The organism is Streptomyces sp. TG1A-8, from assembly GCF_030499535.1.
GTDB lineage: Bacteria > Actinomycetota > Actinomycetes > Streptomycetales > Streptomycetaceae > Streptomyces.
Window position 1 is genome coordinate 6,349,051 of record NZ_JASTLB010000001.1, and the last position, 12,895, is coordinate 6,361,945.

Sequence of the window (12,895 nt, forward strand, 5' to 3'; positions counted from 1 at the left end):
CGGGACCCGCCGTCGTTCCGCGGGGGATCGCACGGGGACCGTGCGGGGTGGTGCGGGCCACGCCGCGCCTGCCGCGGTGACAAGGCGCAGCCGTTCGGGCCCATCGCGCGACCAGGTCCGGCACCGGTCCACGTCACGGGAGGGGGAACGGCCTGCCGGTGCGGCCGAAACACGTCGCCGCCGGGCGGTCACAGCGCGCTGTACAAGGCTTCCACCAAGGCCGTCTTCCGGGGGTCGTCGGCGATGCGCGAGCCCATCCGGTTCATCGCATAGCCCAGGGAAACCCCGGCCTCGGGGTCCGCGAGCCCGCAGGAGCCGCCGAACCCGTCGTGCCCGAAAGCCCGCGGATTGGGGCCGTAGGAGCCCTGGGGGCCGCTGAGCCACAGCCCGAGCCCGATCTCCGTCTCGCCGTCGAAGCCCGCCCCGAGCACCAGATCACGGCAACGGCCCTGTCCCTCGCGCACCCGCTCCGCCGCCCGGGCCGACAGGATCCGCCGGCCGCCCAGCAGGCCGCGCCCGGCGAAGACGCCGTACAGCGCGGCGACCGCCCGCGCCGTGCCGTGTCCGTTGGCCGCCGGGATCTCCGCCGCCCGCCACTCGGGCGTGTTGGCCTGCGCCGCACCCACCAGCGGATTGGCCAGCGCGGCGACCGCGGCCGGCGCCAGCCGGCTGAAAGCCACCCCCCGCTCCCCGGCGTTCGCGGCCGGTGGATGCACCAGTTCGGCCGCCCGTTGGGAGTCCTTCTGTGGCAGTCCGACGCTGAAGTCGATCCCGAGCGGTCCGGTCACCTCCCGCTCCAGGAAGGCGCCCGGGCGCAGGCCCGAGACCCGCCGCACGACCTCGCCGACCAGGAAACCGTAGGTCAGCGCGTGGTACCCGGACCGCGTCCCCGGCTCCCACCACGGCTCGGTCGCCGCCAGCCGCGCGGTGGTCAGCTCCCAGTCGCAGAGCTGCTCCAGCGTGTGCGGCTCGCGCAGGCCGCAGAGTCCGGAGCGGTGCGACAGCAGGTGCCGCACGCGCACCTCCTCCTTGCCCGCCGCCGCGAATTCCGGCCAGTACGCGGCCACCGGCCGGTCGAGATCGAGCAGCCCCCGGTCGGCGAGGATGTGCGCGCACAGCGCCACCGGTCCCTTGGTGGTCGACCACACGTTGACCACCGTGTCCCGCTCCCAGGGCCGGGTGCGGGCCGCGTCGGCCCAGCCGCCCCACAGGTCCACCACCGTCCCGCCGTCCACGGTCACCGCCACCGCGGCGCCCAGCTCGCCCCGCTCGCGGAAGTTCTCCTCGAACACCTCCCGCACCGCCGTGAAACGCGTGTCGCAGTGGCCGTGAACCCGTGCCTCGTGCCCGGACATGGCACCTCCGTCGTCTCCGCACCGCCCGGGCCGCGCCGTCACGGTCCGGGTGCCCCGAACGTACCGACTGGTCGGACGGGGCGGAAGGGCGGGGAGAGTGCGGGCGGGGTGCCTCAGGCGTACGAGCGCAGCCAGCGCAGCTTCGCCGCCTCCTGGAAGGGGCCGCCGCCCTCGTGGTCGTTGAAGTCGTACACCTCGATCGCCTTGTCCCGGTGCGCCCAGGCGTTGAACGCCGCGAACACGGTGGACGGCGGGCACGTCTGGTCCTCCAGCGCGGCGGAGAACAGGGCCGCGGCCCGGCCCCGGGCCGCGAAGTGCACCCCGTCGAAGTAGGACAGGGTACGCAGCGCGTCCGCCGCGCGGCCCCGGTGCGTCTTGAGGAAGAGGCCCACCTCGCGGTACGGGTGCCGATCCGTCAGCGTGATGGCGCGCGGGAAGTCGCACAGGAACGGCACGTCCGGGGCGACCGCCACCAGGTCGGGGACCAGGCCGCCGACCGCGAGGGCGATACCGCCGCCCTGGCTCTCGCCGATCACGGCGGTCCGCGCCGCGTCGGCGAGCGGATGCGAGCGGGCCGCCTCGACCGCGCGCACGGCGTCCGTGAACACACGGCGGTAGTAGTAGTTCCCGGGCGCGTCGATGCCCCGCGTCATGAACCCGGGATAGGCGGGCGCGGCGCCCACCGGGTCCGCCGTGCCGCCCCCGCCGCCCCACGCGCTGCCCTGCCCGCGCGTGTCCATCACGAAGTGCGCCCGGCCCGCCGACGCCCACAGCAGCTTCTCGTGCGGCAGCCCGCGCCCGCCGCCGTAGCCGATGAACTCCACCACCAGCGGCAGCGGCTCCCGCGCACCGGCCGGCAGCCGCAGCCAGCCCTTGACCGGATGACCCCCGAACCCGGCGAACGTCACGTCGTACACCCGCACGGTGGACAGCCCGGCGTCCACCGGCTCGAAACGGGCGCCCAGGTCGTGCGCGCGTGCCTGCTGCAGGGTCCCGGCCCAGAAGGCGTCGAAGTCCTCGGGCTCGGCGGACGCGCTGCGGTACGCGCGCAGTCCATCGAGGGGAAGGTCGAACAGGACCATCGACAACCGCCTTCGTGGAGGGGGACTGCGCGGCTCACCGTGCGCGGGCGGCCGGACGGCCGGCCGGACCGGTGCGGGGCGCGGACGGCGCGGTCCCCGCCCAGAGCGTCGCCACACCGGTCGCGGACGGCGCGGCCGCTTGCCGTGACCGGCGTCCGCGGTGGCCCCGCAACCGGGTGGCCGGGTCACCCCCGCCACCGCCCCGCAGGCGCCCGGGCGCCGGGCTCCGCGGCCGGCTCAGGCCCGCGGCTGGGTCCACTTCGGTCCCGTGCGCGCCCACTCCCGCTCCCACTCGGCCAGCCGGTGGCGCAGCGCCACCCGGCGCTCCACCGCGTGCCCGAGGAGGATCACGGCCACCGCCCCGCCCGCCGCGAACACGCCCGTGACCACGCCGTGCTGCCGGACCGCCACGTCGTCCAGCGGCGGGGCGACCGTGCGGCCCCGCGCGTCGAACCACACGCTCACCGCGTCACCGGCCCGGGCCCCCCGCGGCACGCGGGCCGAGGCGCTGTGCGTCCTTCCGCCCGGATCCGTCCAGCGGACCTCCGCCCGGTAGGGGTGCTGCCGGTCGCTCCGCACGCCAGGCAGCCGCTCGGCCGTGTCCCCGATGACCACGGCGCGCACCGGGTGCCGCTCGGCCCGCTGCACCCGGGCGGCGGCCTGCGCCTGGTCGTACGCGGCCTGGCCGGCCCCCAGGCCGGCCAGGGGCGCGGTCACCAGCAGCAGGACGCAGACGAGCAGTCCCGTCCACGCCTCCACGACGTCCGACCGGCGCCGCAGGGGGTTGCGCCGCCAGCGCCAGCCACGCACCCGGGTACGCATGTCCACCTCCTCGCCGCGGCCGGAAGCCGGGGGCCGGACCGGCCGGTGACCGGCGGGCCACCCCGCCACCGCTCACGCGCACGCGCGCCCACATCCGTCTCGTACCCCGTTCGTCGGACCTCGCGCACCCCGCGTACCGCGAGTTCCGGCCCATCTGGAGCACGGCTCGCGGCAGGCCCCCGCAGCGGCGGCCGACGGGCGCGGCAGGCTTCCCGCCGACCGGGTGACCAGTGTGCGCAGGCCCCCCGATGACCGGGTGCCCCGGTGCCCCGGTGACCGGTATGACCGGTGCGGCGGGGTCGGGGAGCCGGAGGCTCAGCCGAAGCGTTCGATGCGGATGCGCTCGACCGGCTGACCGGCCGCGACCAGCAGGCGGGAGGCGTGCTCGGCGAACCCGTTCGAACCGCACACATAGGCCTCCCACCCGCCAGGTGGCTGCTCGGCCAGGAGCGCCGCCACGTGTGCGGAGGCCACACGCCCTACGGGCGCCCCTCCGGGGGCGCTGCGCGTGAACACGGCCGTCGTCTCGGCACCCAGCTCCCGGGCGTAGATCAGCTCCTCGGGGCTGCGCGCCGACACCAGCATCCGCAGCGGTACGGACAGGCCCCGCGCCCGGTGGTGCCGCACCATCGACATCAGCGGCACGACACCGGAACCGGCCCCGAGCAGCAGCGCCGGCCGGTCGCCCGGCCAGGCGAAGAAGCCGCTCAGCGGGCCGCGCACCTGGACCGTGTCACCGGGCCTGGCCACCGTGTGGAACCAGCCGGACACCTCGCCGTCCGGCACGTGGTCCAGGGTCAGCTCGAGGTGCCCCGCGTCATCCGGCGCCGACGCGATCGAGTAGTGGCGCTGGGCCGCGTAGCCGTCCGGCGCGGTCAGCCGCAGCATCAGGTGCTGCCCGGGCAGGTGCCCCGCCCAGTGCGGCACCGCGAACCGGAAGGTGGCCGCGCGCGCGGTCTCGCGCCGGATCTCCGTCAGCGTGGCCGTCCGCCACCTCGCTGCGGTCTGCCCGCTCACCGCGATGCGGCCGGGCACCGCGAACCGGGTCGGGGGAGTGAAGGCCGCCGTCTCAGTCACCGGAGTACCGCTGCTCCTCCCAGGGGTTGCCGCGCCCGTGGTAGCCGTTGCGCTCCCAGAAACCCGGCTCGTCGTGGTCCAGCAGGGTGATGCCCGCGATCCACTTGGCGCTCTTCCAGAAGTACAGGTGCGGCACCAGCAGCCGGGCCGGGCCGCCGTGCTCGGGGGCGAGCGGCGCGCCGTCGTACTCCCAGGCGATCCAGGCCCGTCCGCCGGTGAGGTCCGCGAGCGGCAGGTTCGTGGTGTAGCCCGTGTGCGAGTACGCGATCGCATGGGTGGCGGACCCATGGGGCTGCGCCACATCGAAGAAGGCGTCCAGCGAGACACCGCCGAAGCGCACCCCGAACTTCGACCAGCTCGTCACACAGTGGATGGCGCCGTCGTACGCCGAGGCGGGCAGTGCCCGCGCCTGTTCCCAGTCCCAGGTGCACGGCCGCTCCACCAGGCCGTCGATGCGGAAGGACCAGTCGGCGGGCGTGAGGTCCGGGGTGACCTCGGCGGACAGGACGGGCCAGTCGTCCCCCGCGTCGTACTGCCCGGGCGGCAGCCCCGGGTGGTCGGCGCGCGGGCGACCCGTGAAGCCTCGGGTGACGTTCATGGTCCAACCGTACGCTCCCACCGCGGGTGCTCCGCCCCAGGTCAGTGCCCCGATCACGTCAGCCGCGCGAGCGGCCCGGCCCGGGGGGACGCGGCCCACCGCATGTCACCGCCGCACCCCTCACCGCCGTGGGCCGCTCAGCCGGGTCCGGCACCCTCCGCGTGGGCGTTGTACCGCTCCAGGTAGGCCGCGAAGCGGACGAGGTCCTCCTCCGGCCAGTCGGCCAGCCGCTCCCGGAAGGCTGCCCGGCGGCTGCGCGTGACCTGGGCCAGGATCGCCCGGCCCGCCCCGGTCAGCTGGAGCACCTGCACCCGGTGGTCCCCGGCGTCCGGGCGCCGCTCGATCAGCCCGGCCCGCTCCAGCGCGGCCACCTGGCGGCTCACCGTCGACTTGTCCAGGGCGTGGTGGGCCGCCAGGTCGGTGGCCCGGCAGCCGCCGCGCTCCTCCAGGTGGCCCAGCAGGGTGTACGACACCAAGGAGAGCTCGGGATGCATGCGTCCCGCCGAGGCGCGCGCCCGGCGGGCGAAGCTCGTCATCTCGCGCTGGATCGTCTCCACGGCCGTCTCCGCTGCGCTCACGGACCCACCTCCCGTCCCCTGACGGACCCGCCTTCCCGTCCTCTGGTTGCAGAATACAACTGGGGGACGGGGCCACCCGGCCGCCCCGGCACCGGTCACGGCGGATGCGGACGCTGGGGTAGGGTGACGCCTGCCGCGGACCCTCGCGGCCGCGGTCTGTCGAGGAGGTGGGACCCATTACCGCTGTGTCAGCTGGGGTGCTCCCTCCCCGTGACCGCTTCGCGTGACAGCGCGGACCACCGGCACCGGTGACCGCGGGAGCGCCCTTCGGCCCCAGGTTTCCGAAAGGCTCCCGGCCTCATGCCCTCCCCGCCCTCCTCGATCCCTCCTTCCCCGTTCCCGTCCTCCTCCGCCGTCGTCCGCGCGCTCCGGACCGCCGGGTGCGTCTTCGCCGAGGAGGAGGCGGAGCTGCTCCTCGCCGCCGCCCGCACGCCCGGCGAACTGGCCGCGATGGTCGACCGGCGAACCGCCGGACTGCCGCTCGAACACGTCCTCGGCTGGGCGGACTTCCACGGTCTGCGCATCACCGTGGAACCCGGCGTCTTCGTCCCGCGCCGCCGTACCGAGTTCCTGGTCGACCAGGCCCTCGCCCAGGCGCCGGACGCGCGCGTCGTCGTCGACCTGTGCTGCGGCTCGGGCGCCCTCGGCGCCGCCCTGGCCGCCGCGCTCGGCGCCGTCGAGGTGCACGCCGCCGACGTCGACCCCGCCGCCGTGCGCTGCGCCCGCCGCAACCTCGCCGCCTTCGGCGGCCGGGCCCACACCGGTGACCTCTACGCCGCCCTGCCCGCCGGCCTGCGGGGTCGGATCGGCATCCTGACGGCCAACGTGCCCTACGTGCCCAGCGCCGAGGTCCCGCTCCTGCCGGCGGAGGCCCGCGACCACGAACCGCTCGTCGCCCTCGACGGCGGCGCCGACGGCCTCGACGTCCTGCGCCGGGTGGCCGCCGGGGCACCCGGGTGGCTCGCACCCGGTGGCTGCCTGTTGGCCGAGACCAGCGAGCGCCAGGCCGGGGCCGCCCGGCAGGTCTTCGCCGACGCGGGCCTGACGACCCGGCTGGCGGTGTCCGAGGAGCTGTACGCCCACGTGGTGATCGGGGTGCGGCAGCCCTAGCCGTGCTGCCCCGGGCCGTCGGTCTCCCGCCCCGCTCCGGCGGGCGGGAGACCGACGGCAGGGCCTGGGGCCCGCGTTCGGACAGGCCGGACCCCGCGAGCCCGGCATGACCCAAATGACGGGTCCCGGCCCCGATACCAGTGACTTGAGGGTTTCAGCTTCGGCGGGTCCTGGTGGGCGGGCCGATCGGGGTGGTGCCCTCCGCCGGGAACGACCGCGTCAGCAGCCCGACCGCAATGCGATCCGACAACCGCTCGTCCGTCTCCGGCTTCACCTGACCCGGCCGCGGCATCCGGCACCTCCCCGCGCCCTACCAGCCAACAGCCTCACGTCACTGGTATTGGCCCTGGCCCAGTTCCTGCGCGCGGGCGATCAGCAGGGCCACGTCGTCGTGGTTGTCGGGGTGGTGCAGGGTGCGCAGCAGGAGGTCGCAGACCTCCTCCAGGGGGCGGGCCGGGTCGTCCAGCAGGGACAGCAGGAAGTCCAGGCGTTCGTCCAGCGAGTCGCAGCGGGTCTCGACCAGCCCGTCGGTGTAGAAGACCAGCTCGTCGCCGGGCTCGAAGCCGACCGTGACGGTGCGGAACCCGACGCCGCCCACGCCCAGGGGCACCCCGGTGGGCAGGTCGAGCAGCTCCGGCGGCCGGCCGGGGCGGACCCGGGCCGGGGGCAGGTGGCCGGCGTTGGCGATCCGGCACTGGCGCCGGTGCGGGTCGTGGACGGCGTACACACAGGTCGCGATGGAGTGGTCCAGGGCCGAGGCCGTCTTGTCCAGGTGTTCCAGCAGCAGCGCCGGGTCGAGGCCGAGCGCGGCCAGCGTGGTGGTCGCCGTGCGCAGCCGGCCCATGGCGGCGGCCGCGCCGATGCCGCTGCCCATCACGTCACCGACGACGAGCGCCGTCCTGCCGCCCTCCAGCGGGATGACGTCGAACCAGTCGCCGCCGACCTCGCTGGTGGCACCGGCCGGCTGGTAGCGGGAGGCCACCTCCAGACCGGTCGTCACCGGCGGGTGGCCGGGCAGCAGACTGTGCTGCAGGGTGAGCGCGGTGTTGCGGGCGTCCTGGTACCAGCGCGCGTTGTCGATCTGCACCGCCGCGCGCGCCGCCAGCTCCCGCGCCAGCAGCAGGTCGTCCCCGTCGAACGGCGCCGGGTTGCGGATGCGCTTGAGGTCGAGCGCGCCCAGCACCTGGCCCCGCGCGATCAGCGGCACGGCCAGGTACGAGTGCAGGCCCGCCAGGCCGAGCAGCGCGGCCGCCTCGGGGGAGCGGGCGATGCGCGGCAGGTCCGTGTCCTTCACCCGCGGCACCAGCACCGCCTCGCCCGTGCGCACGCACTCGGTGATCAGGCGGTCCGACGCGTACCGGGCGACCCGTCCGGGCGGGTCGGCCGCCCGGACGGCGTCCGAGTCGTCCTGCGGGCGCAGCGCCAGGGACCGGATCAGCGCGGACTGCGTCGGGCCCAGCGTGCTGCTCCGGCCCTCCGCCACCCCGTCCAGCAGGCCCACGGCGGCCACGTCGGCCAGCTCCGGCACGGCGACCTCGGCCAGTTCGCAGGCGGTGCGCTCCAGCTCCAGCGTCGTACCGATCCGGGCGGAGGCGTCGGCGATCACCGCGAGCCGGCGCCGGGCGGCCTCCGCCGCGACGGACGCCCGGTGCTGCTCGGAGATGTCGGCCACCGAGGCCGCCACGCCCAGCACGTTGCCCGTCGCGTCGTCGAGCCGGTACAGCGACACCGACCAGATGTGGTCCTCGTCCGGGTCGGCCACGGTACGGCCCCCGACGGGGTGGTCGATCAGCGGGGCACCGGTGTCGAGGACCTGCCGCGCCGCGTCCTCCAGCGCCTTGGCGTAGGGGTAGGGCAGCACGTCCCCCAGGGTCCGCCCCTGGTGCTGGGCGGCCGTGAGCCCGTTGATCCGCTCCAGCGCCGGGTTCACCGAGACGTACCGCAGCCGGGTGTCCAGGACGGCGAGCCCCATCGGCGACTGCTTCACCATCCGCTCGGACAGGGCCACGTCCTGCTCCAGCCGGCGCACCGTCGTCTGGTCGGCGGCGAGCCCCAGTGCGTAGAGGTCGCCCCGGTCGTCCAGCAGCCGCATGTTGCGGAACTCCACCAGCCGGGTGCTGCCGTCCTTGTGCCGGATCGGGAAGCCGCCGGACCAGCTCTGGCCGGTGCTCATCACGTCGGCGAACAGTTCGCCGACGAGCTGGATGTGCCGCTCGTGCACCATCAGCCGGGCCGCGTACTGGCCGAGCGCCTCGTGCGCGGTGTAGCCGAACAGCTCCTCGGCCTGGGGGCTCCACAGCACGATCCGGCCTTCGGCGTTCAGCACCACCGACGCCACCCCGAGCACGTCGAGCAGTCCGCCCGGGCGCACCGGCCCGCGCACCGGCTCGTCGCCCTCCGGTTCCGGAGCCCCGGCTGCAGTCATGCCACGCACCGCCTTCGCCCGTCGGCACGCCGTCCCCGTGCCGACTCCCCACGTTCCGCCGCGCTCACACCCGGCTCGTCGGGACGTCGCCGTACCTGTCCACCATCCCCACCGCGGCGGCGCACGTGCGGCGCCCGGAACCGCCCGGTACCGCACACGCGGGCCGTGAGAGTTCACGTTCGTGTTGCCCGGTTGGTCTGTACATGACCATCTGGACGGGCCAGACTGTCCGCCGACCGAACGCCCCGCCCCCGTTCCCCAGGAGCCGGCCCATGCCCGCGTCTGCACGGCAACGTTGTCACACCGTCCTCGCCGGACTCGTCACCCTCGCCACCGCCGCCGTCGTGTCCCTCGCCGTGACCGCCCCCGCCTCCGCCGCGGACAACTGGACCGAGACCGGTTCCGACCGCGCCGACCCGCTGACCGAGAGCCAGGGCCTGACCTCGGTCGAGGTCCCGGCGAACAGCCCCAACCACTACACCGGCATCGGCACCATCCCGGCCGGCGTCTCCAGCCGCGGCTGGAACCACGTCGGGGACCCCGACGCCTCGTACAACGGCTACTACATCGAGCCGTACCAGGAGGACTCCGGCAACGCGAAGATGTTCCGGGTGCAGGCGCCCGGCGGGGCCTGGTCGGAGTACGTGCACACGCTGGGCCCCGGTGAGGCGCTGAACAACTCCTGGGACGCCGTCTCGCCCGACGGCCAGTGGATGCTCGCGGGCGAGTGGGGCACGATGGACCGCCTGCTGGTCTTCCCGACCCCGGGCGTCAACCCCGCCACGTCGCCCTCGGCCGACCTGCCGCAGGCCTCCACGGTCCACCTCGACCACGCCGTGCGGGACGTCCAGGGCTGCGACTTCTCCGGCCCGACCACGCTCCTGTGCTCCTCCGACGACCCGGACGGCTCCCTCTTCGGCATGACCAAGCCGCTCCTGCAGGTCGACCTGTCGGCGGCACCCGGCACGGCGGACGTCACCGGACACGTCACGGCCCTGCGGCAGTTGCCGCTGCGCAGCTCGTGCTCGGGCACGTTCGAGGCCGAGGGGATCGACTACGACCGCCGGACCGGCGTGCTGCGCGTGATCGTCATGTCGCCGGGTTTCTGCATCCTGACCGACAGCAAGACGTACAAGTTCTCCCGCGGCTGAACCGCCGCCGGCGGGTGGTGATTCCCCGAGGATGGACGCGGTGCGGCGGGGTACTCCGTTCTCTGCAGCGCGGCCACGAAAGGAGTGATCATGGAGAACCCGGAGGGGTCGCACCCGGAGACCGTCTCGGTCGAGATCAGCGGGTCCAAGGAGGATGCCCGCCTCGTCTTCGAGGCGCTGGGCACGTGCTTCACCTCGGACCGCGGCACGGACGAGGTGCCGCAGCAGGCCGACGAGAGCCGTCCGATGGTGTGGCTCGGCACGTACAACGTGGCGGACGCCCACGAGGGGGCCTGTTCGCCGGTCCGCCTCCACTCGCCCGTCGACGCCGACGTGCAGGGCGGTTACTGGGCCGTGGACCGGTTCCGCACCACTTTGGACTCGATGTTCACCGTCCACGAGACGTCGGCGTCCGGCGACCAGGAACGGGACGTGCACCTGCGCCTGGAAAACCGCTGACCCACCGCACCGCCCCGGCCGGCCCGCCGTCGGCCGGGGCGGTGGTGTGTCGCCGGGGTTCCCGCCGGGCGGTGGCCGTCCCCCGCCCCGCGTCGCGCCCGTGCGCGGGTGCGGAGTGGCGGGACTCACCCGTGAGCGTTTGTGCAACTAGTTGCACAAAGATGGGTGCCTCCTCTACAACAAGAGGCGACCGCACCGCGCACGGAGGGCCCCGATGAGCCGTTACCCGCACCTGATGTCCCCCCTCGACCTGGGCTTCACCACGCTGCCCAACCGCGTGCTCATGGGCTCCATGCACGTCGGTCTGGAGGAGGCCGAGCGGGGGTTCGAGCGGATGGCGGCGTTCTACGCGGCCCGCGCGCGCGGGGGAGTGGGGCTCATCGTCACCGGGGGCATCGCGCCCAACGGGGAGGGCCGTCCGTACGAGGGCGGTGCCCGGCTCACCACGGAGGCGGAGGCCGAGCGGCACCGCACCGTCACCGACGCCGTGCACCGCGAGGGCGGCCGCATCGCCCTGCAGATCCTGCACTTCGGCCGGTACGCCCACCACCGCGACCTGGTCGCGCCGAGCCCGCTGCAGGCCCCGATCAGCCCCTTCGTGCCGCGCGAGCTGACCGACGCCGACATCGAGCGGACCATCGGCGACTACGCCCGCGCCGCCCGCCTGGCCCGGTGGGCCGGGTACGACGGCGTCGAGGTCATGGGCTCCGAGGGCTACCTGATCAACGAGTTCACCGCCGCGCGGACCAACCGGCGCACCGACCGCTGGGGCGGGTCGTACGAGAACCGGATGCGGTTCCCGGTGGAGGTCGTCCGGCGCGTGCGCGAGGCGGTCGGCGAGGACTTCATCGTCGTCTACCGGCTGTCGATGCTGGACCTGGTCCCGGACGGCTCCTCCCTGGAGGAGGTCGTCGCCCTCGCCCGGGCCGTCGAGGTCGCCGGCGCCACGATCATCAACACCGGCATCGGCTGGCACGAGGCCCGCATCCCCACCATCGCCACCCCCGTGCCGCGCGGCGCCTACACCTGGGTCACCAGGAAGCTCATGGGCGAGGTGTCCGTGCCGCTGGTGACCACCAACCGGATCAACACCCCCGACCTGGCGGAGGAACTGCTCGCCGGCGGCTGCGCGGACATGGTCTCCCTGGCCCGCCCGCTGCTCGCCGACCCCGACTTCGTCGCCAAGGCGGCCGCCGGCGAGCCGGACGCCATCAACACCTGCATCGGCTGCAACCAGGCCTGCCTCGACCACACGTTCAGCGGCCGGATCACCTCCTGCCTGGTCAACCCGCGCGCCTGCCACGAGACCGAGCTGGTGCTCTCCCCGACCCGCAGGCGCAAGCGCGTCGCCGTCGTCGGCGCCGGGCCGGCCGGACTGGCCTGTGCCGTCGGTGCCGCCGAACGCGGTCACGCCGTCACCCTGTTCGACGCCGCGAGCGAGATCGGCGGCCAGCTCGACGTGGCCCGCAAGGTACCCGGCAAGCAGGAGTTCGACGAGACGCTGCGCTACTTCCGCCACCAGCTCCGCGCCAACGGCGTCGAGGTGCGCCTGGACACCTGGGTCACCGCGGCGGACCTGGACGGCTACGACGAGGTCGTCGTGGCCACCGGCGTCATCCCGCGCACCCCCGACATCCCGGGCGTCGGGCACCCCCGCGTCCTCGGCTACCTCGACGTCCTGCGCGACGGCGCCCCCGTCGGCGACCGCGTCGCCGTCCTCGGTGCGGGCGGCATCGGCTTCGACGTCGCCGAGTACCTCACCGACGGCGGCGACAGGGCGAGCGAGGACCCGCGGACGTACTTCCGCCACTGGGGCGTCGACATGGACTACCGCGCGCCGGGCGGCCTCACCGCCCCGCGGCGGCCCGCCCCGCCGCGCACGGTCCACCTGCTCCAGCGCAAGACCACCAAGGTAGGCTCCGGACTGGGCAGGACCACCGGCTGGATCCACCGCACCGAGCTGAAGCACCGCGGCGTCACCATGGTCCCGGGCGTGCGCTACGACCGGATCGACGACGCCGGTCTGCACATCACCGTCGGCGGCGAGAGCACGGTCCTGGAGGTCGACACCGTGGTGCTGTGCACCGGGCAGGAACCGCGCCGCGAGCTCTACGAGGAGCTGGCCGCCGCAGGACGCAGCGTGCACGTGATCGGCGGTGCGGACGTGGCGGCCGAACTGGACGCCAAGCGGGCCGTCGGACAGGGCACCGAGCTGGCGGCGGCGCTGTAGGGACCGCG

11 protein-coding genes are annotated in these 12,895 nt (G+C 74.8%); 4 read left to right on the forward strand and 7 right to left on the reverse strand.

Translation table 11 applies throughout. The features are described 5' to 3' along the window. Nucleotides 1–188: 188 nt before the first annotated feature. From QQY24_RS28085 to QQY24_RS28110, 6 genes are all read right to left on the reverse strand, one after another. On the reverse strand, nt 189–1,355 hold the full coding sequence (locus QQY24_RS28085) for a serine hydrolase domain-containing protein (RefSeq protein WP_301975508.1): 1,167 nt from the start codon (nt 1,353–1,355) through the stop codon (nt 189–191). A 113-nt stretch (nt 1,356–1,468) separates the two neighbouring features. Then, nucleotides 1,469–2,437: an acetylxylan esterase gene (locus tag QQY24_RS28090; RefSeq protein WP_301975509.1), complete on the reverse strand. Its 969-nt coding sequence runs from the start codon at nt 2,435–2,437 to the stop codon at nt 1,469–1,471. A gap of 237 nt (nt 2,438–2,674) precedes the next feature. Continuing rightward, the gene (locus tag QQY24_RS28095) at nt 2,675–3,259 is read right to left on the reverse strand and encodes a hypothetical protein (protein ID WP_301975510.1); all 585 of its coding nucleotides are present in this window, start codon (nt 3,257–3,259) and stop codon (nt 2,675–2,677) included. A 315-nt stretch (nt 3,260–3,574) separates the two neighbouring features. After that, nucleotides 3,575–4,336, reverse strand: a complete 762-nt coding sequence (locus QQY24_RS28100; RefSeq protein WP_301975511.1) for a ferredoxin reductase — start codon at nt 4,334–4,336, stop codon at nt 3,575–3,577. Then, nucleotides 4,329–4,934, reverse strand: a complete 606-nt coding sequence (locus QQY24_RS28105; protein WP_301975512.1) for a sulfite oxidase-like oxidoreductase — start codon at nt 4,932–4,934, stop codon at nt 4,329–4,331. Before QQY24_RS28105 ends, QQY24_RS28100 begins: the two co-directional genes overlap by 8 nt. Before the next feature lie 137 nt (nt 4,935–5,071). Beyond that, entirely contained in the window at nt 5,072–5,512 is a 441-nt protein-coding gene (locus tag QQY24_RS28110; RefSeq protein ID WP_301975513.1) for a MarR family winged helix-turn-helix transcriptional regulator, read from the reverse strand. 300 nt (nt 5,513–5,812) lie between these two features. On the opposite strand from QQY24_RS28110, the gene QQY24_RS28115 reads away from it, so the two are divergent. Further along, entirely contained in the window at nt 5,813–6,622 is an 810-nt protein-coding gene (locus QQY24_RS28115) for a putative protein N(5)-glutamine methyltransferase (RefSeq protein ID WP_301975514.1), read from the forward strand. A gap of 331 nt (nt 6,623–6,953) precedes the next feature. Here the strand turns inward: QQY24_RS28115 and QQY24_RS28120 are convergent, their stop codons facing one another. Further along, on the reverse strand, nt 6,954–9,047 hold the full coding sequence (locus QQY24_RS28120; protein WP_301975515.1) for a SpoIIE family protein phosphatase: 2,094 nt from the start codon (nt 9,045–9,047) through the stop codon (nt 6,954–6,956). Between the two features lie 272 nt (nt 9,048–9,319). On the opposite strand from QQY24_RS28120, the gene QQY24_RS28125 reads away from it, so the two are divergent. The 3 genes from QQY24_RS28125 (at nt 9,320) to QQY24_RS28135 (ending at nt 12,887) form a co-directional block, all read left to right on the forward strand. Continuing rightward, nucleotides 9,320–10,198 (forward strand): hypothetical protein, encoded by an 879-nt coding sequence (locus tag QQY24_RS28125; RefSeq protein ID WP_301975516.1) that lies wholly within the window; start codon nt 9,320–9,322, stop codon nt 10,196–10,198. 90 nt (nt 10,199–10,288) lie between these two features. Further along, nucleotides 10,289–10,657: a hypothetical protein gene (locus tag QQY24_RS28130; RefSeq protein WP_301975517.1), complete on the forward strand. Its 369-nt coding sequence runs from the start codon at nt 10,289–10,291 to the stop codon at nt 10,655–10,657. A 214-nt stretch (nt 10,658–10,871) separates the two neighbouring features. Then, nucleotides 10,872–12,887 (forward strand): NADPH-dependent 2,4-dienoyl-CoA reductase, encoded by a 2,016-nt coding sequence (locus tag QQY24_RS28135; RefSeq protein ID WP_301975518.1) that lies wholly within the window; start codon nt 10,872–10,874, stop codon nt 12,885–12,887. Nucleotides 12,888–12,895 lie beyond the last annotated feature (8 nt).

What these genes read in the sequence shown, in the direction of transcription:
- QQY24_RS28085 (WP_301975508.1), bottom strand. Translation starts at nt 1,355, where the DNA reads ATGTCCGGGCACGAGGCACGGGTTCACGGCCACTGCGACACGCGTTTC.
- QQY24_RS28090 (WP_301975509.1), bottom strand. Translation starts at nt 2,437, where the DNA reads ATGGTCCTGTTCGACCTTCCCCTCGATGGACTGCGCGCGTACCGCAGC.
- QQY24_RS28095 (WP_301975510.1), bottom strand. Translation starts at nt 3,259, where the DNA reads ATGCGTACCCGGGTGCGTGGCTGGCGCTGGCGGCGCAACCCCCTGCGG.
- QQY24_RS28105 (WP_301975512.1), bottom strand. Translation starts at nt 4,934, where the DNA reads ATGAACGTCACCCGAGGCTTCACGGGTCGCCCGCGCGCCGACCACCCG.
- QQY24_RS28115 (WP_301975514.1), top strand. Translation starts at nt 5,813, where the DNA reads ATGCCCTCCCCGCCCTCCTCGATCCCTCCTTCCCCGTTCCCGTCCTCC.
- QQY24_RS28120 (WP_301975515.1), bottom strand. Translation starts at nt 9,047, where the DNA reads ATGACTGCAGCCGGGGCTCCGGAACCGGAGGGCGACGAGCCGGTGCGC.
- QQY24_RS28125 (WP_301975516.1), top strand. Translation starts at nt 9,320, where the DNA reads ATGCCCGCGTCTGCACGGCAACGTTGTCACACCGTCCTCGCCGGACTC.
- QQY24_RS28130 (WP_301975517.1), top strand. Translation starts at nt 10,289, where the DNA reads ATGGAGAACCCGGAGGGGTCGCACCCGGAGACCGTCTCGGTCGAGATC.
- QQY24_RS28135 (WP_301975518.1), top strand. Translation starts at nt 10,872, where the DNA reads ATGAGCCGTTACCCGCACCTGATGTCCCCCCTCGACCTGGGCTTCACC.